We start from the raw sequence: 27,000 nt of genomic DNA, 5'->3' as shown, positions 1-27,000 counted from the left end.
CCCCGTGACGCCATCCCGACGCCGCCTCCTGCTGGCTGCGGCGACCACTCTGGCCCTCACCGGCGCCGGCGCCGGCGCGGCCCACGCCGACCCACCACCGGACGCCCCCGAGCAGATCGACAACGGCGACTTCAGCGCCGGGGTGAGCCCCTGGTTCTCCTTCGGCACCGGCTCGCTGGCGGTCACCGACGGCCAGCTCTGCACCACCGTCGCCGGCGGGCTGGCGAACCCGTGGGACGCCGGCATCGGCCAGGACGGCGTACCGCTGATCGCCGGTGCCGAATACACCCTCGGCTTCGCGGTCTCCGCCACGCCCGGCGCCGCCGTCAAGGCCGTGTTGCAGCTCGGCAGCGCCCCGTACACCACGTACGCGGCAGTGGACGCCACCGCCACCGGCACCCTCCAGCGGGTCGAGCAGACCTTCACCGTCCCCGACGACAACCCCAACGCCCAACTGATCTTCCAGGTCGGCGGCTCCCCCGAGGCGCAGACCATCTGCCTCGACGACGTCTCGCTGCGCGGCGGCGAGCCACCCGAGCCGTACGTTCCGGACACCGGGCCACGGGTCCGGGTCAACCAGGTCGGCTACCTGCCCGGCGGCCCGAAGAACGCCACGGTCGTCACCGAGGCCACCACCGCGCTGCCCTGGCAGCTGCGCTCCGCCGCCGGGGCCGTCGTGGCCAGCGGCACCACCACCGCGCGCGGTGTCGACGCCGCCTCCGGGCAGAACGTGCACACCGTCGACTTCTCCAGCTACCGCACCCCGGCGCGCGGCCTGACGCTCACCGTGGACGGCGAGACCAGCCACCCGTTCGACATCTCCGGCACCCTCTACGACCAGCTGCGCTCCGACTCGTTGCAGTTCTTCTACGCCCAGCGCAGCGGCATCGCGATCGACGGTGACCTGATCGGCGAGGAGTACGCCCGCCCCGCCGGCCACCTCGGCGTCGCACCCAACCAGGGCGACACCAACGTGCCCTGCCAGCCGGGCGTCTGCGACTACTCGCTGGACGTGCGCGGCGGCTGGTACGACGCCGGCGACCACGGCAAGTACGTGGTCAACGGCGGCATCGCCACCTACCAGTTGCTGAGCACCTTCGAGCGGACCAAGACGGCGGCCACCGCCGACGGCGGCGCGGCGCTGGGCGACAGCACCCTGCGGGTGCCCGAGCGCGGCAACGGCGTACCGGACATCCTCGACGAGGCCCGCTGGGAGCTGGAGTTCCTGCTGCGCATGCAGGTGCCCGCCGGCAAGCCGCTCGCCGGAATGGTCCACCACAAGATCCACGACCAGAACTGGACCGGGCTGCCGCTGGCCCCGCAGGACGACCCGCAGCCGCGCGAGCTGCACCCGCCGTCGACCGCGGCCACCCTCAACATGGCCGCCACCGCCGCCCAGTGCGCGCGCCTGTTCGCCCCCTACGACGCGGCGTTCGCGAACCGCTGCGCCACCGCCGCGAAGACGGCCTACAGCGCCGCCAAGGCCCACCCGGCGGTGTACGCCAGCCCGACCGACGGCAACGGCGGCGGCGCGTACGACGACAGCAACGTCACCGACGAGTTCTACTGGGCGGCGGCCGAGCTGTACCTGACCACCGGGGCAGCGACCTACCTGACCGACCTGACGGCGTCGCCGCACCACACCGGCAACGTGTTCGACCCGCGCGGCTTCGGCTGGCAGAGCGTCGCCGCGCTGGGCCGCCTCGACCTGGCCACCGTGCCCAACGGGCTGCCCGCCGCCGACCTGGCCCGGGTCCGCGCCTCGGTCACCGCCGCCGCCGACACGTACCTCGCCGAGCTACGCCGGCAGGCGTACGGGCTGCCGATGCCCGGTGACGCCAACAGCTACTTCTGGGGCGGCAACAGCAACGTCATCAACAATGCCGTCGTGCTGGCCACCGCGTTCGACCTGACCCGCGACGCCTCCTACCGCGACGGCGCGGTGCAGGCGATGGACTACATCCTCGGTCGCAACGCGCTGAACATCTCCTACATCACCGGGTGGGGTGAGCACGCCGCGCAGAACCAGCACAGCCGCATCTTCGGCAACCAGCTCAACCCGAGCCTGCCCCGACCGCCCGCCGGTTCGCTCGCCGGTGGCCCGAACGCGGCCCTTCAGGACCCGTTCGTGGCACAGTTGCTGGCCGGCTGCGAGCCGATGTTCTGCTACGTCGACGACATCAACTCGTACTCGACCAACGAGGTGGCGATCAACTGGAACTCGGCGCTGACCTGGATCGCCTCGTTCCTGGCCGACCAGGGTGACTCCGGCGCGGTGCCGGCGACCACCTGCTCGGTGGACTACACCAACTACGGCACCTGGCACGGCGGCACCGGGTTCACCGCCCAGCTGACCGTCCGCAACACCGGCGCCACGGCCGTCAACGGGTGGAACGTGCGGTTCGCGTTCACCGGCGACCAGCGGGTACGCGAGGCCTGGCTGGCGAAGGTCACCCAGTCCGGCGCGACGGTGACCGCACGCAACGAGTCGTACAACACCAAGATCGCACCCGGCGGATCGGTGACGTTCGGCTTCAACGCGACGACCGCCGGCGGCGCCAACCCGAGCCCCGGCCTGATCACCGTCAACGGGGCGGCCTGCTCGTTGACCTGAGCCCGGTCCTGGTGGCCGCCAGGGGAAGGTGGCCACCAGGACCGCACGATCACGCGGTCGGCGGGTCAACCGCCGGCCGCGTTGTGCTTCGCGACCAGACCGGGAAGTTCGTCCAGCGAGTCGATCCGGAACAGGCACCGCTCGGCCACGGTGGCGGGGTCGAGGATGTGCCCCCACGGGCCCCGCCGGATCAGGCACGTCTTCATGCCGGCCTCCAGGGCCGGGCGCACGTCGTTGTCGGGTCGGTCGCCGACGTACAGGATCGTCGACGCGACACCGCCACCCGCGTCGACGACCCGCGCGAAGAACGCCGGTGCCGGCTTCGCCACGCCCCACCCGTGCGACGTGCCGATCACGTCCACGGGAAGGTCGAGTTCGCGCAGGGTCGCCTCCGCGTGAGCCGGCTGGTTGCCGGCCAGGCCGACGAACAGGCCCTGGTCCTTCAAGGACGCCAGGCACTCACGCGCGTCCGGGTACAGGTCTTCCTCGCCGAACGACTCCGTCCGGCCGGCGGCCTCCCGACGGGCCAACTCCGTGGCGAGATCGAAGTCGGGCCGGAAGACCCGGAACGCCTCCTGATAGTCCAGACCCCTGGCGATCACCGCGCCGAAGACCGCCGAGAACGTGTGCCGGGGCACGTCGAGCCAGTCGGCCCAGTCGGCGAACTCGCGGGACTCGTCGAGAATGGTGCCGCCAACATCGAAGAAGACCGTGCTGATCATGTCTGTCCCCGTTCCTCGTCGCGGTCGCTGTCGTGCGGTCGCTGTCGTGCGGTCGCTGTCGTGCGGTCGCTGTCGTGCGGTCGCTGTCGTGCGGTCGCGGTGTCGCTGGAGCCTAAATGGGGTCGCCGGGGGTCGGCGTCCCTCATGGCGGCGCTGTCGAGCTGATGACGTGGACGAATCACCGGACTGGCAGCAAAACCGGTGGAGCGGCAGTGCGGCGTCAGCCATGGTGAGGCCCATGGATGGCGACGAACTGGCGGATGCGGAGCGTCGGGTGTGGGCGGCGATGCCGGCGGGAACGCGGAGCACACTGGCCGGACTGTCCGGTGCGGACCTGCGCAGTCTGCTGCTGACCGTGGCCCGCGACCGGGCGTCGACCGCGCGCCCGTCCGAGGTGGTACGCCGCTGGCGCGAGGACCGCTTCGTTCGCCCGGCCCGCACGGACCCGCGCGTGCTCGCTCGGGTGGAGGCCCGGATGTGGGAGCTGCTGCCGACCGACGTCGCCGGAGTGGAGCTGTCGCCGGTCGTACCGGTCGGCACCTGCTCGGCGGTCGCACCGGTCAGCCAGAACAGGGTCGTCACCACGATGCGCGCCAGCGAGGTGCTGAGCGATCCCACCAACGCCCTCGCCATCGAGGCGGCAGTGCGTCGCCGTCGACAGAGCGAGGTGCACCTGGCCGCCGCCCACCGGGTACTGCGGGCGCAGGACTTCGGCAGTGCCGCGTCGGCGCACTTCCGGCTCTTCGCCCTGGTGTCCAGCGCCCGGGGCACCGGCTCGGGAGGGACCGAGGCCCGGCTGCTGGTCCGGCACCTCAGCTACTGGCGGACCGTCCTCGCCGAGCTGGCCCCGGCGGCCGTCCCGCAGTTGCACGTGACCCACTTCGGCGACCAGGTCGTCCGAGAACGGCTAGCCGACACCGTCCGACCGGCGCTCGCCGGGGGTGCGGTGCCGCTCGTGGACGAGCCGGAGCGCACGCGCGGTCGCGGCTACTACACCGGTTGCGCCCTACGGATCAGCCTCCTCGGCGGCGACCTGGAGATCGGTGATGGCGGCCTCACCGACTGGACCGCCCGGCTGACCGGCGACGCCAAGGAACGCTGCCTCGTCTCCTGCCTCGCCACCGAACGCCTCGTCGACGCCACCAGCCACTGAACCGGGCTCGGCGAAGAGCACCTTCCGCACAGCCGCCCACTGCCGCCGGCCGACGCAGCCAGGCTGGCCCGCCAAGGAACCAAGAGTGTCGTACACCTGTTCTATTCTCAGTCCATGTTGGAGGAGTTGACGCAGGCGGAGGCGGCAATCGTCGACTGCCTCGACGCGTCGGTGTGGTCTCTTCCAGAGCCTGACCTCGTCGCAGCGCTCGATGCCGCGCACCGGCTCGAGCAACGCCTGGCCGCGGTCAAGTTGGCTCTCGTCCGGGAGCTGGACGGCCGAGGCACCGCCACCGCACAGGGCGCGTCCTCCACGGCGGTCTGGCTGCGGGACCGGCTTCGCCTCCCGGTCGGTGCCGCCCGCCGTCTGGTCGAGCTGGCCGCCACCCTCGACGCCGCCCCCGCCGGAGTGCGGGACGCGTTGGCCGCTGGATCGGCCGACGCGGACCAGGTCCGGGTCATCGCCGACACGGTCCAGACCGTCCACGGCACCGCCGGCACGCAGGCCGCCGACAAGGCCGTCGGCGTCCTCGTCGACTGGGCGACACAGTTCGACGCCACCCAGCTACGCAAGCTCGGCACCCGCATCCTCGACCACGTCGCCCCGGAGGTCGCCGACGCCGCCGCCGAAGCCGCGCTACGAGCCCAAGAGTCACGCACCGGCCGCGACCGGCACGTCACCATCAGCGAGCAGCCTGACGGCCGGCTACGCCTCACCGGCATCCTCGACACCGAAACGGCCGCCGCGCTCCGCGCCGCCATCGACCCGCTCAGCGCACCCACCGGGCCCGACGACACCCGCACCCCCGGACAACGCCGCCACGACGCCCTCACCGACGTGTGCCGGCTCGCCCTACGCACCGGCGAGCTGCCCGAGAACGGCGGCGACCCCGCCCAAATCGTCGTCACCACCAGCTTCGACGGGTTGACCCGACAGTTGGGCAGCGGCGCTCTCGACGTCGGCCAGCACCTCAGCGCCGAGACGGTGCGCCGCCTCGCCTGCGACGCCGCCATCCTCCCCACCATCCTCAGCGGTGCCGGCCAACCACTCGACGTCGGCCGACAACGCCGCCTCATCACCGGCCCACTACGCCGCGCCCTGGTGCTCCGCGACAAGGGTTGCGCCTTCCCCGGCTGCGACCGACCACCCCGCTGGTGCGACGCCCACCACATCCACCACTGGGCCAACGGCGGCACCACCAGCCTCAACAACGCCGTCCTGCTCTGCGGCCACCACCACCGACACCTCCACCACAGCGACTGGGCCGTCCGACTCGGCCGGGACAGCCACCCCGAGTTCATCCCACCCGCCTGGCTCGACCCCGACCAGCTCCCCCGCCGCAACCACTACCACCGGCGGACGTGAACCAACACCGGTCCGACTCCAGCAACAAAGCCGACGTCGCCGAACAAATCGAAGGCCCCGAACAAACCGGAGGCCCCGAACAAGCCGCAACCCGCCTTCGGTTCACAGCCGACAAACGACCTGGGGGCGGGCTGTGACGGATGCCGCACCCGTCAGGACATCCGCGAGCATCCGTCGGCCCTACGGTCGAGGCGTGGGCAACACGGCAGAGGTTCGCGGCCGTTGGCGGTCGCTGTCGCCACTACCGCCGCCCGGTCGGTTGCGCACCCTGTCGCTGGCCACCCTCGCCAACACGGTCGGCACCGGCCTCTGGGTGACGGGTGCGGCGCTCTTCCTCACCCGTGCGGTGGGTCTGACCCCGACCCAGGTGGGGCTCGGGCTCACTCTCGCCGGCCTGGTCGGGCTCACTGCCAGCGTGCCGCTCGGCGGGCTCGCCGACCGACGTGACCCCCGGAGCCTGCGTGCCGTCCTGCAACTGGCCCAGGCCGCCGTCGCCGCCACCTACCTACTGGTCGACTCTTTCCCGGTCTTTCTGCTGGTGGCCACACTGGACGCTCTGCTGATCTGCGGCAACCTGGCGGTCCGGGGCGCGCTGGTCGCCGCTGTGGGCGGGCCCGAGGGCCGGGTGCACGCCTTCGCCACCCTGCGCGCGGTGGCCAACCTGGGCGTGGCGCTCGGCGCGGGGCTCGCCGCGTTCGCGCTGGTGGCGGACACGGGGTGGGCGTACCGGCTACTGGTGCTCGGCAACGTCGCCACCTACCTGGTCTCAGCGGCGCTGATCATGCGGCTCCCGGCGTACCCGCCGTCCCGGCGGCCCCAGCGGCAGGGACCCGGCCGGGCGCTACGCGACGGGCCGTTCCTCGCGGTCGCCGGAGCGTCGGCGGTGCTCTCCGTACACCACGTGGCGTTGACGCTGGTGCTGCCGCTGTGGGTGGTGGCGCACACCGATGCGCCGCCGGTGACGGTCTCCGCCCTCCTGCTGGTCAACACGTTACTCACCGTGCTGCTCGCCGTACGGCTCAGCGGGAGCGCCAGGCACGCGCTGCCGGCGGCGACCACGATGCGCCGGGCGGGGCTGGTGCTCGCGGCCGGGATGCTGCTCTGGGCCGCGAGTGCGGTTGTGCCCACCACGGCGGCGATCGGCCTGTTGCTGGGCGCAACGGTGATCTACACCATGGGCGACCTCTGGCACGCCGGGGCCGGGGCGGCGCTGGCCTACGACCTCGCCGCCCCGGACGCCCTCGGCGCCTACCAGGGGGTCGACGGACTGCTCGCCGGGCTGGTCCGCGCGGCCGGCCCCGCTCTGCTGACCTGGTTGATCATCGACGGCGGCCCGATCGGCTGGCTCGCGCTGGCGGGGCTGTTCGCACTCACCGGCCTCGCCGTGCCGCCACTCACCCGACGCGCCCTGGGCAGCCGGTCACCACACCTGGGCTGACCGTCAGCCGATCTCCTCGTCGACGAAGCACCAGCGCCAGGCCTCGCCCGGCTGGGCGGAGCGGATCACCGGGTGGCCGGTGGACGCGAAGTGCTTGCTCGCGTGCTGGTTCGGTGACGAGTCACAGCAGCCGACCTGCCCGCAGCTCAGGCAGGTGCGCAGGTGCACCCAGTAGGTGTCGCCGGTGGCGACGCAGTCCGCGCACTGGTCGGGGGTGCGCGGCTCCGCGGTGCCGGCCTCGGTCAGGTGCTGACAGCTCACTTCTCTACCTCTCGCAGCAATGACTCTTCCAGGTCCAGGTCACGGTAGGCCCGCACCAGAACCTCCTCAGGGATCCGACCGGAGTCCCGGGCAGCCCGGAACACGTCCCGCTCGACGTCGATCATCTCCTGTCGCAGCCGACCGTACGCCTGTGACGGGGTCTCCCGCTCGTCGCCGCCGAGTCGTTCCCAGGCCATGTTGGTCCGGTCGTCGACCGCTCGGCGCAGTCGGGCCACCACCGCCTCCGGGGCGCTGTCGGCCAGTTCGTCGAGGCGGTCCTGGGCGGCCTTGCTGGCCTGCTGCTGCACCGCGGCCGCGGAGAGCGCGTCCTGCACCGGGTCGTCCTGCGGCAGTTTCAGCCGGCGGGCGACCAGCGGCAGGGTGGCGCCCTGGCCGACCAGGGTGAAAACGATCACGGCGAAGGCCAACCAGATGAACAACGGCCGGGGGTACGCCTCGTCGTCGGCCAGGGCCAGTGGCAGGGCCAGCGCGGCGGCCAGGGTGACCACTCCCCGCATGCCGGCCCAACCGATGATGATCGGGAACTTCGGTGACGGTCGGGGGTCACGGCGACGGACCTGGGGGACCAGCCGGGCCAGGTAGGTGGCCGGGAAGAGCCAGATGAAGCGGGTCAGGAAGACGGTGGCGAGCACCGCGAAGGTGATCAGGATGAGCGAACCGATCGGCTCGTCGAGTTCGCGCAGCACCTCCCGCAGTTGGAGCCCGACCAGCAGGAAGACCAGGCCTTCCAGCAGGAAACGGACCAGCCGCCAGAACGCGCCGGTCTGCAGTCGGGACGCCGCGGACAGCAGGTGGGGCAGCTTGTGCCCGAGGACCAGACCGGTGACGACCACCGCGACCACACCGGAGGCGTGCAGGTGTTCGGCGGTGAACACCACCGCGAACGGGATGATCAGCGAGAGCGCGTTGTCCAGCAGCGGGTCGGTGATCCGCTTGTGCAGGAAGCCGAACACCATCGCCCCGAGCGCCCCGATCAGGATGCCGCCGCCGGTGGAGCGCAGCACCTCGACGGCGATGTCGGCGCCGTCGATCGCCTGGCCGACCGTCGCGAGCGTCGCGACCCGCAGCAGCACCAGCGCGGTCGCGTCGTTGACCAGGCTCTCGCCCTCCAGGATCGTGACGACCCGCCGCGGCAGCCCGACCCGGCGGGCGACGGCCGTGGCGGCGACGGCGTCCGGTGGGGCGACCACCGCGCCGAGGGCCAGACAGATCGCGAACGGCAGTTGCGGCATCAGCAGGTGCAGCACCAACCCGACCACGAACGCGGTGAACAACACCAGGCCGACCGCGAGCAGCAGGATCGGCCGGATGTTGTTCTTGAACGCCGGTACCGAGGTCTCCAGCGCCGCCACATAGAGCAGCGGCGGCAGGATGCCGACCAACACCAACTCCGGGTCGAGCTCCACCTGCGGGAAGCCCGGAACGAACGAGAGCGCCAGGCCGAGGACCACGAGCACGATCGGCGCGAGCAGACCGAGCCGGCGGGCCAACGCGGCACCCAGGGTGGCGATCGCCAGGAAGACGACGACCGGAAACAGGCTTTCCATGGGGTACGAGCCTAGGGGTACGCCGTGTCCGGCCTTGATCAGCCGCCCGGGCGCAGCTTGGGCAGCACCTCCGCGCCGAACGCGTCGATGAAGCCGCGCTGCTCCTGCCCGACGTGGTGCAGGGCGATCTGGTCGAAGCCGAGTTGCACGTACTCCTCCAGCCAGCCGACGTGCCGGCCCAGGTCCGCCGAGATGTTCACCACGTCGGCGACCCGCTGCGTTGGCACGTCGGCGGAGACCACGTCGAAGTGTTCGACGGTCTCCAGGTCCCAGCAGACCGGCGGGGCGAAGATGTTGCTGCGCCACTGGTCGTACGCGAGCGCCTCGGCCTGCGTCTGCTCCGGCGCCCAGGAGACGTGCACCTGTAGGTGCAGCGGCCCACGCCCGCCCGCGTCCCGGTACGTGTCGATCATCTCGCGCAGGTGGGCCACCGGGGCGTTCACGGTGATCAGCCCGTCCGCCCATTCGGCGCACCAGCGGGCGGTGGCGACGCTGACGGCGGCGCCGACCAGCGCGGGTGGCTGCTCGGGGCGGGTCCACAGCCGGGCGCGGTCCACCGTGACCAGGCCGTCGTGGCTGACCTCCTCGCCGGCCAGCAGGGCCCGGATCACGTCCACGCACTCGCGCAGCCGGGCGGCGCGGACGTCCTTGCGCGGCCACGGGTCGCCGGTGATGTGCTCGTTGCTGGCCTCGCCGGTGCCCAGGGCCGCCCAGAACCGGCCCGGGTACATCGCGCCGAGGGTGCCGATCGCCTGCGCGATGATCGCCGGGTGGTAGCGCTGTCCGGGCGCGTTGACCACGCCGAACGGCAGGCCGGTGGCCTGCAACGCCGAGCCCAGCCAGGACCAGGCGAAGCCGGATTCGCCCTGCCGGGCGCTCCACGGGGAGAAGTGGTCGGAGCACATGGCGGCGTCGAAGCCGGCCCGCTCGGCGTGCATCACCGCCTCCAACAGGGCGCGCGGACCGATCTGCTCATGCGAGGCGTGAAACCCGAACGACGTCATGGGCGCACTTCCTACCCACGACGGCGCCGGCTGATGCGTGCCCGCGCCCCGAACTGCCCCACGCCCCGAACTACCCCACGCCCCGAACTACTCGGCGTGCGCGCCAGCGCCGGCCGAGGCGGCGCCCTCGCCCACCCAGACCGTCTTGGTGTTGCAGAACTCCCGCATGCCCAGCGCCGACAACTCCCGCCCGTAACCGGAGTTCTTCACACCACCGAACGGCAGCTCCGGGTAGGAGGTGGTCATCCCGTTGATGAAGACGTTGCCGGCGTCCAGGTCGGTGGCGAAGCGCTCCTGCTCGGCCGGGTCCCGGGTCCAGGCGTTCGAGCCGAGCCCGAAGTTGGTGCCGTTGGCGACCTCGATCGCCTCCTCGTACGACGACACCCGGAACAGGCCTGCGACCGGGCCGAACACCTCTTCGGACCACATCCGCATCTGCGGGGTGAGGTCGGTGACCACTGTCGGCGGGTAGAACCACCCGTCACCGCCGGGCAGCTCTCCGCCGCAGAGGACCGTGGCGCCGTTGTCGACCGCGTCGCGGACCTGGGCGTGCACCTCGTCGCGGCCCCGCTCGCTGGCCAGCGGCCCGACGTCGGTGTTCAGGTCCATCGGGTCACCGACGCGCAGCGCGGCCATGTTGGCGGCGAACTTCTCGGCGAAGGCGTCGAACACGTCGGTGTGCACGATGAACCGCTTCGCGGCGATGCAGGACTGGCCGTTGTTCTGGCAGCGGGCGGTGGTGGCCACCTCGGCGGCCCGGTCCACGTCGGCCGAGGGCATCACCACGAAGGGGTCGCTGCCGCCGAGTTCGAGGACTGTCTTCTTCAGCTCCCGCCCGGCGATCTGAGCGATGGACCGGCCGGCGGGCTCGCTGCCGGTGAGCGTCGCGGCGCGAACCCGGGGGTCGCTGAGGATGCGGTCGACAGCGTCCGAGCCGACCAGCACGGTGGTGAACGCCCCCTCGGGGAAGCCGGCCCGCCGGAACACGTCCTCCAGCAGCAGCGCGGTCTGCGGCACGTTGGAGGCGTGCTTGAGCAGGCCGGTGTTGCCGGCCATCAGCGCCGGGGCGGCGAAGCGCATCACCTGCCAGAGCGGGAAGTTCCACGGCATCACCGCGAGCACCACACCGATCGGCTGGTAACGGATGAACGCCCTGGTCGCCTTCACGGCGGCGGCGTCGGCCGGCTCGTCGGCGAGGAACGCGGGGGCCTTGTCGGCGTAGAAGCGGGCAGCCGTGGCGCACTTGATCACCTCGGCCTGCGCCGCGACGTACGTCTTGCCCATCTCCGTGGTCATGATCCGGGCGATCTCGTTGCGCTCGGCGTCCAGCAGGTCGGCCGCGGCGTTCATCCACCGGGCACGCTGGTCGACCGTCGTCGCCCGCAGTTGCTGGTACGCGAGGTCGGTGCGCTCGATGGCACCGTCGAGCTGCTCGGTGGACATCGCCTCGTAGGTCTTGAGCACCTGTCCGGTGGCGGGGTTGGTGGTGGCGATGTGGGGCATCTCGTCCTCCTGTCACTCGAACAACGAGTGTCGTACACCCGGCTCCTCGCGGCGGCGGGCGGCGCGGCGGCGCTGGATCACGACCAGGTCGACCACGGCGACCACAGCGAAGATCGCGCAGAGTACGCCGAGCCAGGCGATGCCGGCCCAGAACGCCAGCACCGCGAAGATCACCATGATCACCAGCCCGAAGCTGGCGAGGGTGAGCCGGAGGTTCAGCGCGCTGTTCGCGTGGCCGACCGTGCCACGGGCGCGCCGGGGCTGCGATCTCGTCATACCTACCGACCTACCCCTGATCGGCCGGGTTAACCAGCACAGCCGGCACCGCGGCGGGACATATAGCACTTCCAGGGTTCCTGCGTCGGCGCTCTGCCGCATACCCGACAGCAACTTCCCGGCAAACCACGTCCTACGCATAGAGTTACCGAGCTGTCGCTCTGTGCTGCCGGAACGGGAGACGTCATGCCTCGACGCTGGGTCGCCGCCCTGGCCTGTCTCGCCGCGCTGGTCGCGCTGGCCTGCGAGGGCGGCAACTCCGCGACACCCCGCCCCACCACGAGCGCCCCACCGTCGAGCGGGCCCGGCGGCATCGCCGCCCTGGGCGACTCGATCAGCACCGGCTTCGCCTCCTGCCTGGTGCTCACCTCGTGCGAGCGCAACTCCTGGTCGACCGGGGACGGGCTGCGGGTGCAGAGCCACTACCGGCGGCTGCTCGAACAGAATCCGGCGATCCGCGACCGGAGGTACAACCACGCCCGTCCCGGCGCCCGCGCGGACGCTCTTGCCGGTCAGGCCCAGGCGGCGGTACGCGACCGCGCCGACTATGTCACCGTGTTGATCGGCGCCAACGACGTCTGCCGGGGCGGGCTGGACGCGATGACCCCGGTGGCGGCGTTCCGGGCCGACGTGGACCGGGGGCTGCGGGTCCTGCGGACCGGCCGGCCGAAGGCCCGGGTGCTGGTGGTGAGCATTCCCGACCTGTACCGGCTCTGGGAGGTCGGGCACGACGACGCCCGGGCCACCCGCGCGTGGCGGCGAGGCATCTGCCCGGCCCTGCTGGCCGACGCGACCTCGACCGCACCCGCCGACCGGGCACGCCGGGCCGCCGTCCGAGAGCGGATCGACGCGTACAACGCCGAGTTGAAGGCGGCCTGCCGGGCGTACGGAGCACGCTGCCGGCACGACGGCGGGGCGTTGCACAAGGTCCGGTTCACCCTGGACCTGCTCAACCCACTGGACTGGTTCCACCCCAACGCCAGCGGCCAGAGCCGCATCGCCGAGGTGACCTGGCACTCCTCCGGCCTGGCCAACTGATCACCCGGTCGGGCCGTCAGGTGACCCGGTCGGGACGTCAGGGCTGACGCGGCTCCGGGACTGCGCTGCCGCGGGAGCGGTAGAGGGCCCGGGATCGCTGGGCGAGGTCCTTTGTGGCCGACGAGTTGGCCCAGGTGCCGAGCACGATGGCCGCACCCGGGACGATCTTGGCAACCATCCGCTTGGCGGCCCGGACACCCGCCATCTGGGCCAGTCGGATGCCGAGTTGCAGCATCACCCGCCCGAGCGGACGCTGGCCGCCCAGGCCGAAGAGCGCGTCGGCGCGTTCGCGGCCGGCGGCCACGCCGAGCGCCAGCCGGGCGCTCTCGGCGACCTTGTGGACCCGCTGGAGCACCAGCAGGTCGGTGGCCCGATCGGAGTGCAGGGGGTCGACGTCGTACGCGGCGGCGATGTGCAGCACCATCCGCGCCTGGGTCCAGGCCAGCACACCCACGTCGATCACGGCGCCGGGCAGCCCGGCCGCGCCGGAGACCGCGCCGGAGAGCCGGGCCAGGTTGACGAACTTACGGGCCGCCTGGTCGGCCAGGGCGTCGGCGGAAATCCCGGGCTGCTCGGCGCGGGCCCGGCCGGCCCACTGCACGGCCTCCGGCCCGAGGCGACGCACCGCCTCCAGAGCAAGGTGCTCCGGCGCGTACTGCGGGTCGTCCCGCATCCGGTCCCAGAGCCGGGCGGGCGGCCCCTCGGGGGCGTCCACCGGCCCGGCCGGCAGGTCGGCGGGCGGCTGCGGGGCAGGGGCGGCGGGCTGGCCGCCGGTGGGCGGGGTGTCGGTCACCAGGTCTCCCCAGGGGTGGAAACGGTGGACAGGGCGGCCGGTGGCGCGGTCAGCGGCGGCGGTTGGACAGCCGCGCCGCCAACCCCTTCAGCTTCTGCTGGTTGGCTGGCTTGGCCATCTCCCGACGACCTCGCTCGACCAACTGCTGCCCCTTCGGTGATCTCAGGAACGTGGTGATCCGCTGCATCAGTGACATGGCGTCCTCCTGTCGACGATCCCTTGGTCATGTGTACCCCGAACCCGCAACACATGTACCCGGGATGCGGCAGCCTCAACCCCGACCGTCCATAGTGGGCGGTAGGTTACCGCCCCGCCGACATGATGGCGTCAACGACCCGGGTGGCCCGCCACTCGTGCTGCTGGTAGTACTCGGGGTACGCGGAGACCTGCACGGCCTGCGCGGCGTCGGTGAGTCGCATCCGCTCCCAACCGGGCACCTGCTCCAGCGCGGTGAGGAACTGTCGGGTGGCGAACTCGGGGTCCATCAACCGACCCACCGGCCCCCAGCCGCTACTGGAACGCTGCTGGAACAGCCCGACCGAGTCGTGGTCCCAGCCGACACCCTGGTGCGGATGGTTCTGCGACTCGGGCAGCACCCCGCTGGCCACGTTGTAGAGGTTGCTCTCCTGCATGGCGGTGGCCACCGCGATCACCAGACCCCGGCGCGGCACCCCCATCTTGCGGCCGGTACGGACGATCGCCTCGGCGTTCTCCATCTGGTCCTCGTCCAGCCCGGCGACGGGGGCCGGCTTGGTCGGGCGAGGCGGTGCGGCCTTGCGGGCCGTGGTGTCCGGGTCGGCGGAGTTGGCCGCGGACGGGGCATCCGCCGAGGTGCTCGGGGCAGCGGTGCGGTCGAGGGAACGGGAGGCGCGCTGCTGCTCGGCGCGCTGCGCCAACTCGGAACTGGAGAGCGTTCCGCCCCGTTTCGCCGCATCGGCGTCACCGTCGCGAACCTGGACGACGGCGGTCAAGCCGAGGCAGCACACCACACCGGTAGCGAGGGCCACCTGCGCCCGGCGTCGACCGGTCAGCTCCCGGGCGTACGCCAGGAGCCGGCTCGCGGCGGTTGTCCGTTCGGTTGAGGTGCCGTCCTCCATCGCGGCGGTGGGGCTGCTCGGGGCGTACGGGTCGTCGAGGGTGCCGTCGTCACGCATCAACCGAGGCTAGGCAGGCCACAACTCTGATTACACACGGTGATCACGTGGTGCTCGACACAGATTTCAGAGCCACTGGTGGACGACTCGGCCGGGGCGACCCGCCCGGGGAACGTACCTCGCGTACCGGATGAAGCTGTCGGCGCACGCGGACCGGGACGGACCAGCGCAGGCCGGGGCATCCGACCTCCGAGCCTGACATGATCGACAAACTCGGCCTTTGGGCGGAACCACCCCTCGGCCGATCGGTCACGAGGTGCGGCCTGGTGGCACAGAAGCCCGGCCTGGTGACACAAACAGCCGATTAGTCCGGTCACGCCCATCCCCTGGCCAACGGATCGCCCGGCGCAGGAATGCACCAGGATGGCGGGTACGTTGCCCGAACGGGTGCCCTCCGTCGCGACGGCACTCCGCAGGCACATTTCAGGGAGGTCCGCACCGGTGCTCGACCCACACGAGCTCTACCAGCTCACCGACGATCTGCCCGACCTCGGGCAGCCGGTCCTGATCCAGGCCCTCACCGGGTTCGTGGACGCCGGAAACGCCAGCCGACTGGCGCGTGAGCAGCTACTCACTTCGCTGGAGGGTCGGCCGATCGCGACCTTCGACGTCGACCAGCTCTTCGACTACCGGTCGCGACGACCGGTGATGACCTTCGTCGAGGACCACTGGGAGAGCGTCGACGCACCCACGCTGGAGCTGCACCTGCTGCACGACGACGACGAGACCCCGTTCCTGCTGCTCACCGGCCCCGAACCGGACCTGCAGTGGGAGCGTTTCGTGGCCGCCGTCGCAGGTCTCGCCGCCCGGCTGGACGTCCGGCTCACCGTGGGGTTCAACTCGATCCCGATGGCGGTCCCACACACCCGGCCGACCGGGGTGACCGCGCACGCCACCCGCCCCGAGCTGATCGCCGGCTACGAGCCCTGGCTGCAACGCGTCCAGGTGCCCGGTAGCGTCGGTCACCTGCTGGAGTTCCGCCTCGGCGAGCAGGGCCGCGACGCGTTGGGCTTCGCCGCCCACGTGCCGCACTACGTGGCGCAGACCGAGTACCCGGCCGCCGCCGAGGTGCTGCTCACCTCGGTGTCACGCAGCACCGGGCTGCTGCTGCCCGGCGACGGGCTGCGCTCGGCCGCCGAGGTGGTCCGGGTCGAGATCGACCGACAGGTCGCACAGACCGAGGACGCCGCGGCGCTGGTCCAGGCCCTGGAGGAGCAGTACGACGCGTTCGCCCGAGGTCGGGGCGAGAAGAGCCTGCTCGCCCCGGACGCCGGCCCGCTGCCGACGGCCGACGAACTCGGCGCGGAACTGGAACGCTTCCTGGCCGAACAGACCCGTCCCGGCGACACCCCGGGTAGCTGACCCGGCGTCACGGGCGCGGATGCGGCAGGCTGGGGGCATGCGCCTGGCGACCTGGAACGTCAACTCGGTGAAGGCCCGCCTACCCCGGCTGCTGGCCTGGCTGGCCGACACCGGGCCGGACGTCGTCTGCCTGCAGGAGACCAAATGCCCGGACGGCGCCTTCCCGGTGACCGAGGTGGGCGAGCTGGGCTACACCGTGGCCAGCCACAGCGACGGCCGGTGGAACGGGGTCGCCATCCTGTCCCGGGTCGGGCTGAGTGACGTCCGGGTGGGGTTCACCGCCGAGCCCGGCTTTCCCGAGCCGGAGGCTCGGGCCATCTCCGCCACCTGCGACGGGGTGCGGGTCTGGTCGGTGTACGTGCCCAACGGCCGGACGCCGGACGACCCGCACTACGCGTACAAGTTGGCCTGGTTCGCGGCGCTGCGCGACGCGCTGGACGCCGAGCTGACCGGCGGGCTGCCGCTGGCGGTCTGCGGCGACTTCAACGTCGCCCCGACCGACGCCGACGTCTGGGACCCGGCGGTCTTCGCCCACTCCACCCACGTCACCCCGGCCGAGCGGGCGGCCCTCGCGGCGCTGCGCGACCTGGGCCTCAGCGACGTCGTGCCCACCCCGATGAAGGGCCCGCACCCCTTCACCTACTGGGACTACCGGGCCGGCATGTTCCACCAGAACAAGGGCATGAGAATCGACCTGGTGTACGCGTCCGCGCCGTTCGCCCGCGCGGTCCGGGCCGCGTACGTGGATCGCGAGGCCCGCAAGGGCAAGGGCCCCTCCGACCACGCGCCGATCGTGGTCGACGCGGATCTGGTGCCCGCCGTCGAGACGTTCTGAGCCTGGCTAGGGTGGGCAGATGGCAGTCGTGAAGATCAACGCAATCGACGTCCCACCCGGTGGCGGCGCGGAGTTGGAGAAGCGCTTCGCCGCCCGGGCCGGCGCGGTGGAGAACTCCCCCGGTTTCCTCGGCTTCGAACTGCTCCGCCCGGTGGCCGGCGAGACCCGCTACTTCGTCTACACGAAGTGGGAGAGCGAAGAAGCCTTCCAGGCGTGGGCCGCCGGCCCGTCGCGTGCCGCGCACGCCACCGCCCCCGGCGAGAAGCCCCGTCCCCCGGTCTCCACCGGTGCCAGCCTGCTGGAGTTCGAGGTGGCCCTGCACGTCCCCCAGCCCTGACCGGTTGCCGCGCCGCCCACGCTTGATCCACTCGGGTTCACGGAAATCGGGGCGTCCGGGTCAGTGGGACACCCCGATTTCAAGGAAGCCGAGTCGATCAAGCCCTCTGGCGCGGTGTCAGGGCTTGCGGGTGGACGCGATGGTGGCGAAGGCGATGACGTTGTCGGCGTAGCCGGTGCGGCCCCCGATGAACTGCCCGCCGCAGGTGATCAACCGCAGCGCGGGTGGCCCGTCGTGGCCGTAGATCCGCTCGGCGGGCAGCTGGTCCTTCGGGAAGTGCTCGACGGTGTCGACCCGGAACACCACCACCGACTCGTCCGCCCGAGCCACCTCGATCAGGTCGCCGGGGTGCAGCTTGCCCAGGTCGTAGAAGACCGACGGGCCGGTCTTCGTGTCCACGTGCCCGACGATCACCGCCGGGCCGGGCTCGCCGGGTGTGGGCCCACGGTCGTACCAGCCGGTCTCGTTGTGCCGCTCCAACGGCGGTACGGCGATCGAGCCGTCGCGCGCCTGCCCGACGGGCGCCACCGGCGCGGCCACCTTGATCGCCGGCACCGACAGGCGCACCGGCCGACTGGCCGACAACCCGACCGTTTCGCTGCGGGCCGGCCGGTCGCCGCCGGCCGGGGCGAAGTCGAGTGGGCCGACCGAGCGGCCCAGCCCCGCCCCGGTGGCGAAGACCCCGACCAACACCAACACCACCGCCAACGGTACGGACCAGGGGCGGCGGCCGGGCGGCCGACTACGCCGGGGGGCGACGGCGGTCGGCGGACGCGCCGCCACCGACGGGTCGACCGGCGGACGGGCACCTCCGGGCAGGCGAGCGTCGGTGGACAGGCGGGTGTCGGTCGACACGTGGGCCGCGACCGACGGGCGGGACGCCGGGGGGCGGGCGGAGGGCGGTGGGGGTCGGAAAACCATGGCCGCCTCACCGACCCGCAGTGCCACGGGCGGTGCGCGGTCGGCGCAGTGCCACCACGGCGAGGACCAGCCCGCTGATGGTCACTGCCGCGCCGACGGGCAGCAGCAGTTTGCCGGTCATCCCGCCGGCGCTCCCGCCGAAGCCGGTGGCCGGACCACGGCTGGGGTGGACGGGGATCTTCTTGACCACCTGGAGCATGGTCGAGGCGGTCTCGCCGTCGCGGCACTCCAGCTTGACCCGGTAGTTGCCGGGGCGGGTGCGCTCGCGCACCATCGGCGCGGCGGTGAGCACCCCGCGCTGCGGCTGCACGCCGATCGCGCCGAAGGCGTCGGAGACCACGGTGGCGCCCACCGAGTTGTCCCGGCAACTGGCCCGGATGCCGACCAGGTAGCCGGGCTGCACCGTGCTGGGGCTCACCTCGACGAAGATGTCCGTCGACGGCCCTGGTTGCGGCGCACCGCCGGGCGGCCCGCCAGGCTGCGGCGCGGGCGCGGCAAGCATCGAGGCGACCGGCACGGGAGCGGCGAGGGCGGGCGCGGCGGCCAGCAGGGGGCCGGCGAACACGGTCACCAGCGACAGGGTCACGACGCCGCGGGTCACGGTCACGATGCCCCCTCTCGACGCCGTGCGGCCGAGTCGGGCAGCGGAACACCCGACCTGCCGTACCAGATGGATCCTCTCATTTCCGGTCGCACATCACATCCGATCCGCCGACGGCGTCGCGTAGGCTCGGGTCGCTGTGACCGCCACCGACCATGACCCCGCCGTCCCGCTCGCGAGCCGGACGATCCGCACGTTCCACCCCCGTCGGGGTCGGATGAGCGACCGGCAGACCGACGCGCTGAGCCGGCTCTGGCCCGTGTACGGCGTGGACGTGCCGGACGGACCTGTCGTGCCGGTCGACCTGGCCGACCTGTTCGGTCGCCGGGCACCCGTCGTGCTGGAGATCGGCTCGGGCATGGGCGACACCACCGCCGCGATGGCCGCCGCCGACCCGGATCGAGATTATCTGGCGGTCGAGGTGCACACGCCGGGAATCGCCAACCTGCTCGACCTGGTGCACCGTGGTGGCCTGGGCAACGTACGGGTGGCGCAGGGCGACGCGTTGACCCTGGTCGGCGGCTTGCCCGAGGGCGTGTTGGACGCCGTGCACGTCTTCTTCCCGGACCCGTGGCCGAAGTCGCGTCACCACAAGCGACGGATCATCCAGCCGACGCACGTGGCGCTGCTGCGGTCCCGGCTGCGCTCCGGCGGCACGCTGCACTGCGCGACCGACTGGGCCGAGTACGCCGAGGCGATGCGGGAGACCCTGGAGGCGGACCCGGAGCTGGTGGATGCGTACGGCGGGTTCGCGCCGCGTCCGGCGCACCGCCCGGTGACGAAGTTCGAGCGGCGGGCGATCACCGCCGGCCGGCCGGTCGCCGACCTGCTGTACCGCCGACGGTGACCGGCGAAACGCCCGAACCGGCACAGGGCGGCACTTCCCGGGCGCCCGGACCGGGGTCCGGTGGAGGCCGGGTTGGCGTATCGGTGCATGATCCAGGCACCATGGACAGGCTATGACGCTCACCGCCGCGCTGCCGACAAGCGCCGACCCCGACACCCTCTTCGACGCGTTCGCCAGCTGGGCGAAGGAGCGCGGCCTCGACCTCTACCCCCATCAGGAGGAGGCGGTCATCGAGATCGTCTCCGGCGCCAACCTGATCATGAACACCCCGACCGGCTCAGGCAAGAGCCTGGTGGCGATCGCCGCGCACTTCGCGGCCCTCGCCGACAGCCGGACGACCTTCTACACCGCCCCGATCAAGGCCCTGGTGTCGGAGAAGTTCTTCGCACTCTGCGAGGTCTTCGGTGCCGAGAACGTCGGCATGCTCACCGGCGACGCCAGCGTCAACGCCGACGCCCCGATCATCTGCTGCACCGCGGAGATCCTGGCGAACCTGGCGCTGCGCGAGGGCGCGAAGGCCGACGTCGGTCAGGTGATCATGGACGAGTTCCACTTCTACGCCGAACCCGACCGGGGTTGGGCGTGGCAGGTGCCGATCATCGAACTGCCGCAGGCGCAGTTCATCCTGATGTCCGCCACCCTGGGAGACACCACCCGGTTCGTCGACGACCTGACCCGCCGCACCGGGCGGCCGACCGCCGTCGTGCGCTCGGCGGAGCGGCCGGTCCCGCTCATCTTCTCGTACGCGATGACGCCGCTGCACGAGACACTGGAGGAGCTGCTGGAGACCAAGCAGGCCCCGGTGTACGTCGTGCACTTCACCCAGGCCGCCGCGCTGGAACGCGCCCAGGCGCTGACCAGCGTCAACGTCTGCACCCGCGCCGAGAAGGACATGATCGCCGAGGCGATCGGTGGTTTCCGGTTCACCGCCGGCTTCGGCAAGACGCTCTCCCGGCTGGTCCGCCACGGCATCGGCGTGCACCACGCCGGCATGCTGCCGAAGTACCGCCGGCTGGTGGAGACCCTCGCCCAGGCCGGCCTGCTCAAGGTCATCTGCGGCACCGACACCCTCGGCGTCGGCATCAACGTGCCGATCCGCACCGTGCTCTTCACCGGCCTGTCCAAGTACGACGGGGTCCGCACCCGGCTGCTGAAGAACCGCGAGTTCCACCAGATCGCCGGGCGGGCCGGCCGGGCCGGCTACGACACCATCGGCCGGGTCGTCGTGCAGGCCCCGGAGCACGTCATCGACAACGAGAAGGCGCTCGCCAAGGCCGGCGACGACCCGAAGAAGCGGCGCAAGGTGGTCCGCAAGAAGCCGCCGGAGGGCTCGATCGGCTGGGGCCAGCCCACCTTCGACCGCCTCGTCGACGCCGAGCCGGAGCCGCTGACGTCCAGCTTCCAGGTCAGCCACTCGATGCTGCTCAACGTCATCGGCCGGCCCGGGGACGCGTTCACCGCGATGCGGCACCTACTCACCGACAACCACGAGGAGCCCGCCGCGCAGCGCCGGCACATCCGCCGGGCGATCGCCATCTACCGGGCGCTGCGGGCCGGCGGTGTCGTTGAGGAGCTGGCCGAGCCCGACGAGACCGGCCGGCGGATCCGGCTCACCGTCGACCTCCAGCTCGACTTCGCCCTCAACCAGCCGCTCTCCCCGCTCGCGCTGGCCGCCATCGAGCTGCTCGACGCCGAGTCCCCGTCGTACGCCCTCGACGTGCTCAGCGTGATCGAGTCGATCCTCGACGACCCCCGGCAGATCCTCTCCGCCCAGCAGTTCAAGGCGCGCGGCGAGGCGGTCGCCGCCATGAAGGCCGAGGGCATCGAGTACGAGGCGCGCCTCGAACTGCTCGACGAGGTGACCCACCCGAAGCCTCTGGCCGAGCTGCTGGAGGCCGCGTACGAGATGTACCGGCAGGGGCACCCGTGGGTCGCCGACCACCAGCTCTCCCCCAAGGCCGTGGTCCGCGACATGTACGAGCGGGCCATGACCTTCACCGAGTACGTGCAGTTCTACGGGCTGACCCGCTCGGAGGGTCTCGTCCTGCGCTACCTGGCCGACGCGTACAAGACGCTGCGCCAGACCGTGCCCGAGGACGCCAAGACCGAGGAGCTGATCGACCTCATCGAGTGGTTGGGCGAGCTGGTCCGCCAGGTCGACTCCAGTCTCATCGACGAGTGGGAGCGGCTGCGCAACCCGTCCGACGTGGCCGAGGTGGCCCAGGCGCACGCCGCCCTGACCGACCAGCCACCGGCGGTGACCCGCAACGCGCGGGCGTTCCGGGTGCTGGTGCGCAACGCGCTGTTCCGCCGGGTCGAGCTGGCCGCGCTGCGCCGCTGGGACCTGCTCGCCGAGTTGGACGCCGAGAACGGCTGGGACTACGACGCGTGGGCTGACGCGCTGACGCCGTACTTCGAGGCGTACGACTCGATCGGGGTCGGGCCGGACGCCCGGGGCCCGGCGCTGATCATGATCGAGCAGGGCCGGGAGCGGTGGACCGTGCGGCAGATCTTCGACGACCCGGACGGCGACCACGACTGGGGCATCAGCGCCGAGGTCGACCTGGCCGCCTCGGACGAGGTCGGCGCGGCGGTCGTCCGGGTCACCGACGTCGGCCAGCTCTGACGCGATGCCCCACCCCACTCACCCCACCTCGGCCACCGTCCTGATCTGGCGCACCGCCTCGCGGACGCCTGCGTTCCACGGGATGCCGTGACCGGGGAGGATCCACGTCACCGGCAGGTCTTCGATGCGGGCGAGTGAGGCGAGTGCCTGAGCCGGGTCGTCGGTGAACGGCGCCGGCTGCGGGCCCTGGACGCCGGTCAGCACGTGCCGGGTGGTGAGCGCGTCCCCGACGAACACGGCGTCGGCGACCGGCACGTGCACGGCGATGCTGCCCGGCGAGTGGCCGGGCATTCCGATCACGCGCGGAGCACCGGGCAGGTCGAGCACCTGACCGTCCGTCACGTCGGTCACCTCGGTGAGGTAGGTCGTGCGCAGTCCGCCCTTGCGGGCCGCGTACCAGAGGAAGCCCGCCGTCGCGCCCACCTTGATCTTCCCGAAGGACGCCTTGGGCTTGAACTCGCCGCGGGCGCGGGCGGCGTCCGCGCCGTGCACGTAGATCGGCACACCGTGATCGCGCCGGAGCCGCTCGGCGAAGCCGAGGTGGTCGGTGTCGCCGTGGGTGAGGATGAGACCTCGGATGTCGCTGAGTGAGCGGCCCATGGCGGACAGCTCCGCCACCAGCTCGGGCCAGAGACCGGAGAGCCCGGCGTCCACGACGGTCACCCCCTCCTCGGTCTCGATCAGGTAGACGGCGACGATGTCGTTGCCGATGCGGTGCAGGTGTGGCCCGAGCTTCATGGGTGCCTCCGAGATGACGTCACATGCTGATGGCTACGATACATAGCCATGATGGCTAAAGGCTATAGCTATCATGGTGACGACCGTCGCCCTACCCGGAAGGAGCGCTCGTATGCCGACCCCCGATCGAACGTCGCTGGCCGACATCGTCGAGGCCGCCCGCGGCATCCTGGAGTCGGAAGGACTCGCGCGCCTCACCATGCAGGCGGTCGCCGAGCGGGTCGGCGTGCGCGCTCCGTCGCTCTACAAGCGGGTCCGCAACCGCGACGCCCTGATCCAGCTCGTCACCGAGGCCGTCGTCCACGACCTGGGTGAGCAGCTCGGCGCCGTCGCCAGCAGCGGCGACCCGGGCCGCGACCTCGGCGAGCTGGCCCGCACCTTCCGCGCGTTCGCCCACGCCCAACCGGCCGGCTATCAGCTGATCTTCGCCAACGGCAACATCGAGACCCGGCCCAGCCTGGACACCCTCAGCCGGGCCAGCGCCCCCGCCCTGCGCGTCGCCGCCGACCTCGCCGGGCCCGAGCACGCGCTGGAGGCCGCCCGGATGTTCACCGCCTGGGCCAACGGCTTCGTCAGCATGGAGCACGCGGGCGCCTTCAACCTCGGCGGCGACCTCGACGAGGCGTTCGAGTTCGGCATCAGCCGCCTGATCGCCGCCTTCCGTGCCCCGGAACCACCCCGGGCCGACTGACCCGCAGCGGCCGTCATCCGCCTCCGGTCGACCCACCGCAGCACCCGCTTCTTTCGCTGGGCAATGTCAGACCCGTCGATTAGAATGTATGTACTAATCGAGTTCCTGACCTGCAGGATTACGATCCAGGAGGACGCCCGTGACCGCGCCCGCCTCCACGCCCCTCACCCCCTACGCCACCCTGCTCGGTTTCACCCGCTACGTCGACCGCAGCGGCCCCACCAAGGCGACCTTCGTGGGCGGCCTTCGCAAGCAGCGGGCCAGCCGCTCCGGCTTCAACCCGCACGGCCAGTTCGTCAAGGCGCTCAAGGCCGACATCGCCTTCCACACCGGCGGCACCCACCTGACCGGGGTGGTCGATGTGGTCAAGCCCCGCTGGCGCCCGCTCTACCAGGCGCTCGTTCCCGGCGCCACGGCCTGGCTGCACTCCCTCGGCGAGCCGGCCGCCATCGATCTCGCCCAGACCCGGGACGCCCTGGCGATGCTGGGCGACCTACCCGTCAAGATCAACCCTCACTTCGGGGTACGCCACGCCGACGGTCGCGCCGAAGCCGTCCGCCTGCACTTCGACGAGACCCCACCGAGCGAGGAGTCGGTGCTCGCCACCCTGCACCTGATGGCCCGACACATGGACGCGGTGCTCCCCCACGCCGAGCCGGTCCTGGTCGACGTCCGCCGCGGCCAGGCCCATCACATGCCCACCGACGCCAAGCCGGACCAGATCGAACGCTGGTTGGCCGGCGAAGCCGCCGCCTTCCGCGCCATCTGGTCAGACGCCGCCTGACCCGCACCACCTGACACCTGCCGCCTGACCCCCGCCACCGCCCGAGCACCTGCCGCCGTCAACCGGTCCGGCTCGTCGCTCGGGCGGTGGCCTCATGGTGGAGCTGGGCCCCACCGCGACCTGGGCGATGTCGCCGGTGTGCGCGGCCTCCGTCCCGCCGAAGGCGGCGGAGCGTGCAGTGCGCGCGATGCCTGCGGAGCGCTCGGTGCGCTCGGTGCGCTCGGTGCGCTCGGTGCGCCTCAGCCGAGGACGCGGTCGAGCGCCGTGGCCAACCGGGGCGCGAGGGTGGCGGCGTACGTGGCGGTGATGTGGTTGTTGTCGCGATAGACGAGCGCGCCACCGATCACCGGCGCGCATCGCTCCCGTGGGCAGATGGCCGAGTTCAGGTCCACCAGGTGCACCTTGGTGTTGTCCCGGGCGGCCGTTTCGTGGGCCGGGCCACCGCCACCCGCGAGGACCTTGTCGCGCGGCGAGGCGCAGCGGGTCAGGTTCTTCGGATTCTCGGACACACACTCCGCGATGTCCCGGTCGTGGTAGGGGGTGTCGCGCAGCACGATCACGGGAATCCCGGCTGCCACCGTCGCGGCCCAGGTCCGCCGGAGCGCCTCCGCGAAGGCGGCCTGCGGCTGACCGGTGACCCGCTCGCCGTCTTCCATCATCACGTAGAAGGAGCTGCTCACCACCAGCACGTTGGGTCGCTCCGCCCCGGTCAGCTGCGCGCGGAGCTTCTCGTTCCACTCCGTACAACTGGGGTACGGCCGGCTGTCCAGGGCGACGACGCCGTCGATGAACGGGCAGGACGACTTCGTGTAGCTCCGCAGACGCCACTTCTTCGACTCGGCTACCCGCTGGAGCGCCGGCAGCCACTGGGCGGCGTGGGAGTCCCCGGCGAGAGCCACGGTGAACGATCCGTTCGGGTCCCCGTACTGGCACGCCTTGGCCGCGCTGCTGCGCTGGTCCGCATGGCAGCCGTCCCGCCACGCGTCGGGACCATCCTTGCTGGCCACCAGCGGATCCGGCACGAACGAGCCGACGCGGTCCACCGGGACGCCGGCGTCGCTGCTGGCCGGGGAGCCGCCCAGAGCGGCCGCGCCGAGAACCGTGGGCGCCGCCGCCACGGGCACCCCGGTGCCGCCCACCGTCGGCACGGCCAGGGTGGGTGGCATCGGCGTGCTCGTGGGTGGAACGGTGAACTGGAAGGCCAGCCCCGCCAGGAGGGACACTCCGGTGCAGAGCGCGCCGAGCTGTAGTGCCCGCGCCGGTTCCCACGTGAGCGTCGTCGACATCCGGATCGGGTTCTCGATGAACCGGTAGGTGAGCGCGGCCGGCACCACGGCGAACGCGGCAACGGCGAGGCCGGTGACGGTGCTGAGTTCCCCGAACCGGGCCTCGGCGACGACGAGGAGCGGCCAGTGCCAGAGGTAGAGCGAGTAGGAGATCGCGCCCACCGCGCGTACCGGCGGCAGCGCCAACAGCACGTCCGGGCCGAAGCCGCCCGCGGCCAGGCCGCCGGCGATGACCGCGGCGGTGCCCAGGGTGGGGGCCAGCGCCAGGTAGCCGGGGAACGCGGAACTCTCCGTCAGCAGTGCGGCGGACGCCACGATCGCGACGAGCCCGCACCAGGCGAGCGCGGCCGCGACCAGTCGGGGTAGACGCTGGAGGTGTCCGGCGAGCAGGGCCAGGAAGCCACCGAGCGCCAGCTCCCACATCCGGGTGGTGGTCACGAAGTACGCGCGGGCGGGGTTGTCGTCGGTCAGCCAGACGGACCAGGCGAAGGACGGCACCGCGACCAGCGTGAGCGCGAAGAGCAGGTAGCCGGTGCGGGCGTAGCGCCGCCGGCCGAACCACACCGCGGCGGCCAGCAGCAGCGGCCACACCAGGTAGAACTGCTCCTCGACGCCGAGGGACCAGAAGTGCTGCAGGATGCTGGGCGCGCGGTTGGCCGCCAGGTAGTCGACGGACTGTTCGGCGAGCCGCCAGTTCATCGCGTACAGCCCGCTGAACACCACGTCCCAGCCGGTGGACGACCACCGGGTGCGCGGCAGGAAGGCGAACGTGAGCAGCAGGGTCGCGAGGAGGACCACGACGGCGGCGGGAAGCAGTCGCTTGGCACGCCGGCCGTAGAAGCCGATCAGCGAGAGGCGGCCGGTGCGATTCACCTCGGCCACCAGCAGGCCGGTGATCAGGAATCCGGAGATGACGAAGAAGACGTCAACGCCGACGAAGCCACCGGGCACCAGTTGCTGGCTGGCGTGTCCCACGAGCACCAGAACGACGGCGAGGGCCCGGAGCCCTTCCACATCGCCTCGGAACGCGGCCCGGGGATTGGCTTCCGGTCGCACGGCCGTTCGTGTCATTCGTTTTCCCAC

General features: G+C 71.9%; 25 protein-coding genes. 12 read left to right on the top strand and 13 right to left on the bottom strand.

Annotated elements, in window-relative coordinates; genetic code table 11:
* The first annotated feature begins 4 nt into the window (after nucleotides 1–4).
* The gene (locus tag EV382_RS03430; RefSeq protein ID WP_130400190.1) at nucleotides 5–2,614 is read left to right on the top strand and encodes a glycoside hydrolase family 9 protein; all 2,610 of its coding nucleotides are present in this window, start codon (nucleotides 5–7) and stop codon (nucleotides 2,612–2,614) included.
* Between the two features lie 65 nt (nucleotides 2,615–2,679).
* On the opposite strand, the gene EV382_RS03425 is transcribed toward EV382_RS03430, so the two are convergent.
* The gene (locus EV382_RS03425; RefSeq protein WP_130400189.1) at nucleotides 2,680–3,336 is read right to left on the bottom strand and encodes an HAD family hydrolase; all 657 of its coding nucleotides are present in this window, start codon (nucleotides 3,334–3,336) and stop codon (nucleotides 2,680–2,682) included.
* Between the two features lie 238 nt (nucleotides 3,337–3,574).
* Here EV382_RS03425 and EV382_RS03420 point away from each other — a divergent pair, with 238 nt between their 5' ends.
* The 3 genes from EV382_RS03420 to EV382_RS03410 all read left to right on the top strand — a co-directional run bounded on the left by EV382_RS03420 (nucleotide 3,575) and on the right by EV382_RS03410 (nucleotide 7,292).
* Nucleotides 3,575–4,489, top strand: coding sequence for a hypothetical protein (locus tag EV382_RS03420; protein ID WP_130400188.1), 915 nt, complete (start codon nucleotides 3,575–3,577; stop codon nucleotides 4,487–4,489).
* A gap of 114 nt (nucleotides 4,490–4,603) precedes the next feature.
* On the top strand, nucleotides 4,604–5,854 hold the full coding sequence (locus EV382_RS03415; protein WP_130400187.1) for an HNH endonuclease signature motif containing protein: 1,251 nt from the start codon (nucleotides 4,604–4,606) through the stop codon (nucleotides 5,852–5,854).
* Nucleotides 5,855–6,047: 193 nt separating this feature from the next.
* A complete protein-coding gene (locus EV382_RS03410; RefSeq protein ID WP_279636436.1) occupies nucleotides 6,048–7,292 on the top strand; it encodes an MFS transporter in 1,245 nt (414 codons plus the stop codon).
* 3 nt (nucleotides 7,293–7,295) lie between these two features.
* On the opposite strand, the gene EV382_RS03405 is transcribed toward EV382_RS03410, so the two are convergent.
* The 5 genes from EV382_RS03405 to EV382_RS03385 form a co-directional block, all read right to left on the bottom strand.
* Nucleotides 7,296–7,553: a UBP-type zinc finger domain-containing protein gene (locus tag EV382_RS03405; RefSeq protein ID WP_130400186.1), complete on the bottom strand. Its 258-nt coding sequence runs from the start codon at nucleotides 7,551–7,553 to the stop codon at nucleotides 7,296–7,298.
* A complete protein-coding gene (locus EV382_RS03400; RefSeq protein WP_130400185.1) occupies nucleotides 7,550–9,121 on the bottom strand; it encodes a Na+/H+ antiporter in 1,572 nt (523 codons plus the stop codon). Before EV382_RS03400 ends, EV382_RS03405 begins: the two co-directional genes overlap by 4 nt.
* Before the next feature lie 38 nt (nucleotides 9,122–9,159).
* On the bottom strand, nucleotides 9,160–10,125 hold the full coding sequence (locus EV382_RS03395; RefSeq protein WP_130400184.1) for a TIGR03885 family FMN-dependent LLM class oxidoreductase: 966 nt from the start codon (nucleotides 10,123–10,125) through the stop codon (nucleotides 9,160–9,162).
* 87 nt (nucleotides 10,126–10,212) lie between these two features.
* Nucleotides 10,213–11,628 carry an NADP-dependent succinic semialdehyde dehydrogenase gene (locus EV382_RS03390; protein WP_130400183.1) on the bottom strand — a complete coding sequence of 472 codons (1,416 nt, stop codon included), beginning with the start codon at nucleotides 11,626–11,628 and terminating at the stop codon, nucleotides 10,213–10,215.
* A gap of 12 nt (nucleotides 11,629–11,640) precedes the next feature.
* The gene (locus tag EV382_RS03385) at nucleotides 11,641–11,904 is read right to left on the bottom strand and encodes a DUF6343 family protein (RefSeq protein WP_130400182.1); all 264 of its coding nucleotides are present in this window, start codon (nucleotides 11,902–11,904) and stop codon (nucleotides 11,641–11,643) included.
* Nucleotides 11,905–12,090: 186 nt separating this feature from the next.
* On the opposite strand from EV382_RS03385, the gene EV382_RS03380 reads away from it, so the two are divergent.
* Nucleotides 12,091–12,942: a GDSL-type esterase/lipase family protein gene (locus tag EV382_RS03380; protein ID WP_130400181.1), complete on the top strand. Its 852-nt coding sequence runs from the start codon at nucleotides 12,091–12,093 to the stop codon at nucleotides 12,940–12,942.
* A 37-nt stretch (nucleotides 12,943–12,979) separates the two neighbouring features.
* Here EV382_RS03380 and EV382_RS03375 read toward each other — a convergent pair whose 3' ends face one another.
* The 3 genes from EV382_RS03375 to EV382_RS03370 form a co-directional block, all read right to left on the bottom strand.
* The gene (locus EV382_RS03375) at nucleotides 12,980–13,735 is read right to left on the bottom strand and encodes an EcsC family protein (RefSeq protein ID WP_130400180.1); all 756 of its coding nucleotides are present in this window, start codon (nucleotides 13,733–13,735) and stop codon (nucleotides 12,980–12,982) included.
* A 49-nt stretch (nucleotides 13,736–13,784) separates the two neighbouring features.
* Nucleotides 13,785–13,931, bottom strand: a complete 147-nt coding sequence (locus tag EV382_RS32550; RefSeq protein WP_165435705.1) for a hypothetical protein — start codon at nucleotides 13,929–13,931, stop codon at nucleotides 13,785–13,787.
* A 106-nt stretch (nucleotides 13,932–14,037) separates the two neighbouring features.
* Complete coding sequence (locus EV382_RS03370; protein WP_130400179.1) at nucleotides 14,038–14,889, bottom strand: peptidase M23; 852 nt, start codon at nucleotides 14,887–14,889, stop codon at nucleotides 14,038–14,040.
* 441 nt (nucleotides 14,890–15,330) lie between these two features.
* Here EV382_RS03370 and EV382_RS03365 point away from each other — a divergent pair, with 441 nt between their 5' ends.
* From EV382_RS03365 to EV382_RS03355, 3 genes are read left to right on the top strand one after another with little or no spacing between them, the layout of a single operon-like run.
* Nucleotides 15,331–16,251, top strand: a complete 921-nt coding sequence (locus tag EV382_RS03365) for a proteasome assembly chaperone family protein (protein ID WP_130400178.1) — start codon at nucleotides 15,331–15,333, stop codon at nucleotides 16,249–16,251.
* A gap of 37 nt (nucleotides 16,252–16,288) precedes the next feature.
* Nucleotides 16,289–17,086 (top strand): exodeoxyribonuclease III, encoded by a 798-nt coding sequence (locus EV382_RS03360; RefSeq protein ID WP_130400177.1) that lies wholly within the window; start codon nucleotides 16,289–16,291, stop codon nucleotides 17,084–17,086.
* A gap of 19 nt (nucleotides 17,087–17,105) precedes the next feature.
* Nucleotides 17,106–17,423, top strand: coding sequence for an antibiotic biosynthesis monooxygenase family protein (locus EV382_RS03355; protein WP_130400176.1), 318 nt, complete (start codon nucleotides 17,106–17,108; stop codon nucleotides 17,421–17,423).
* 117 nt (nucleotides 17,424–17,540) lie between these two features.
* Here the strand turns inward: EV382_RS03355 and EV382_RS03350 are convergent, their stop codons facing one another.
* Nucleotides 17,541–18,344 carry a class F sortase gene (locus EV382_RS03350; protein WP_244236526.1) on the bottom strand — a complete coding sequence of 268 codons (804 nt, stop codon included), beginning with the start codon at nucleotides 18,342–18,344 and terminating at the stop codon, nucleotides 17,541–17,543.
* Between the two features lie 7 nt (nucleotides 18,345–18,351).
* A complete protein-coding gene (locus EV382_RS03345; protein WP_130400175.1) occupies nucleotides 18,352–18,954 on the bottom strand; it encodes a hypothetical protein in 603 nt (200 codons plus the stop codon).
* Nucleotides 18,955–19,084: 130 nt separating this feature from the next.
* On the opposite strand from EV382_RS03345, the gene trmB reads away from it, so the two are divergent.
* Nucleotides 19,085–19,792, top strand: a complete 708-nt coding sequence (gene trmB, locus EV382_RS03340; RefSeq protein ID WP_130400174.1) for a tRNA (guanosine(46)-N7)-methyltransferase TrmB — start codon at nucleotides 19,085–19,087, stop codon at nucleotides 19,790–19,792.
* 112 nt (nucleotides 19,793–19,904) lie between these two features.
* On the top strand, nucleotides 19,905–22,418 hold the full coding sequence (locus EV382_RS03335; protein ID WP_130400173.1) for a DEAD/DEAH box helicase: 2,514 nt from the start codon (nucleotides 19,905–19,907) through the stop codon (nucleotides 22,416–22,418).
* A gap of 18 nt (nucleotides 22,419–22,436) precedes the next feature.
* Here the strand turns inward: EV382_RS03335 and EV382_RS03330 are convergent, their stop codons facing one another.
* Nucleotides 22,437–23,156: an MBL fold metallo-hydrolase gene (locus EV382_RS03330; RefSeq protein ID WP_130400172.1), complete on the bottom strand. Its 720-nt coding sequence runs from the start codon at nucleotides 23,154–23,156 to the stop codon at nucleotides 22,437–22,439.
* A 112-nt stretch (nucleotides 23,157–23,268) separates the two neighbouring features.
* Here EV382_RS03330 and EV382_RS03325 point away from each other — a divergent pair, with 112 nt between their 5' ends.
* The gene (locus EV382_RS03325) at nucleotides 23,269–23,847 is read left to right on the top strand and encodes a TetR/AcrR family transcriptional regulator (RefSeq protein ID WP_130400171.1); all 579 of its coding nucleotides are present in this window, start codon (nucleotides 23,269–23,271) and stop codon (nucleotides 23,845–23,847) included.
* A 139-nt stretch (nucleotides 23,848–23,986) separates the two neighbouring features.
* The gene (locus EV382_RS03320; protein ID WP_130400170.1) at nucleotides 23,987–24,631 is read left to right on the top strand and encodes a hypothetical protein; all 645 of its coding nucleotides are present in this window, start codon (nucleotides 23,987–23,989) and stop codon (nucleotides 24,629–24,631) included.
* A gap of 239 nt (nucleotides 24,632–24,870) precedes the next feature.
* Here EV382_RS03320 and EV382_RS03315 read toward each other — a convergent pair whose 3' ends face one another.
* Nucleotides 24,871–26,988, bottom strand: a complete 2,118-nt coding sequence (locus tag EV382_RS03315; RefSeq protein ID WP_130400169.1) for an acyltransferase family protein — start codon at nucleotides 26,986–26,988, stop codon at nucleotides 24,871–24,873.
* Between the last annotated feature and the right edge of the window lie 12 nt (nucleotides 26,989–27,000).

The organism is Micromonospora violae (assembly GCF_004217135.1).
In the GTDB taxonomy this organism is placed as follows: domain Bacteria; phylum Actinomycetota; class Actinomycetes; order Mycobacteriales; family Micromonosporaceae; genus Micromonospora; species Micromonospora violae.
Note: the sequence above shows the minus strand (reverse complement) of the source record. Positions and strands in the feature narration are given on the sequence as shown.

What these genes read in the sequence shown, in the direction of transcription:
- EV382_RS03425 (WP_130400189.1), bottom strand. Translation starts at nt 3,336, where the DNA reads ATGATCAGCACGGTCTTCTTCGATGTTGGCGGCACCATTCTCGACGAG.
- EV382_RS03420 (WP_130400188.1), top strand. Translation starts at nt 3,575, where the DNA reads ATGGATGGCGACGAACTGGCGGATGCGGAGCGTCGGGTGTGGGCGGCG.
- EV382_RS03415 (WP_130400187.1), top strand. Translation starts at nt 4,604, where the DNA reads ATGTTGGAGGAGTTGACGCAGGCGGAGGCGGCAATCGTCGACTGCCTC.
- EV382_RS03400 (WP_130400185.1), bottom strand. Translation starts at nt 9,121, where the DNA reads ATGGAAAGCCTGTTTCCGGTCGTCGTCTTCCTGGCGATCGCCACCCTG.
- EV382_RS03395 (WP_130400184.1), bottom strand. Translation starts at nt 10,125, where the DNA reads ATGACGTCGTTCGGGTTTCACGCCTCGCATGAGCAGATCGGTCCGCGC.
- EV382_RS03390 (WP_130400183.1), bottom strand. Translation starts at nt 11,628, where the DNA reads ATGCCCCACATCGCCACCACCAACCCCGCCACCGGACAGGTGCTCAAG.
- EV382_RS03385 (WP_130400182.1), bottom strand. Translation starts at nt 11,904, where the DNA reads ATGACGAGATCGCAGCCCCGGCGCGCCCGTGGCACGGTCGGCCACGCG.
- EV382_RS03380 (WP_130400181.1), top strand. Translation starts at nt 12,091, where the DNA reads ATGCCTCGACGCTGGGTCGCCGCCCTGGCCTGTCTCGCCGCGCTGGTC.
- EV382_RS32550 (WP_165435705.1), bottom strand. Translation starts at nt 13,931, where the DNA reads ATGTCACTGATGCAGCGGATCACCACGTTCCTGAGATCACCGAAGGGG.
- EV382_RS03370 (WP_130400179.1), bottom strand. Translation starts at nt 14,889, where the DNA reads ATGCGTGACGACGGCACCCTCGACGACCCGTACGCCCCGAGCAGCCCC.
- EV382_RS03360 (WP_130400177.1), top strand. Translation starts at nt 16,289, where the DNA reads ATGCGCCTGGCGACCTGGAACGTCAACTCGGTGAAGGCCCGCCTACCC.
- EV382_RS03355 (WP_130400176.1), top strand. Translation starts at nt 17,106, where the DNA reads ATGGCAGTCGTGAAGATCAACGCAATCGACGTCCCACCCGGTGGCGGC.
- EV382_RS03350 (WP_244236526.1), bottom strand. Translation starts at nt 18,344, where the DNA reads ATGGTTTTCCGACCCCCACCGCCCTCCGCCCGCCCCCCGGCGTCCCGC.
- EV382_RS03335 (WP_130400173.1), top strand. Translation starts at nt 19,905, where the DNA reads ATGACGCTCACCGCCGCGCTGCCGACAAGCGCCGACCCCGACACCCTC.
- EV382_RS03330 (WP_130400172.1), bottom strand. Translation starts at nt 23,156, where the DNA reads ATGAAGCTCGGGCCACACCTGCACCGCATCGGCAACGACATCGTCGCC.
- EV382_RS03325 (WP_130400171.1), top strand. Translation starts at nt 23,269, where the DNA reads ATGCCGACCCCCGATCGAACGTCGCTGGCCGACATCGTCGAGGCCGCC.
- EV382_RS03315 (WP_130400169.1), bottom strand. Translation starts at nt 26,988, where the DNA reads ATGACACGAACGGCCGTGCGACCGGAAGCCAATCCCCGGGCCGCGTTC.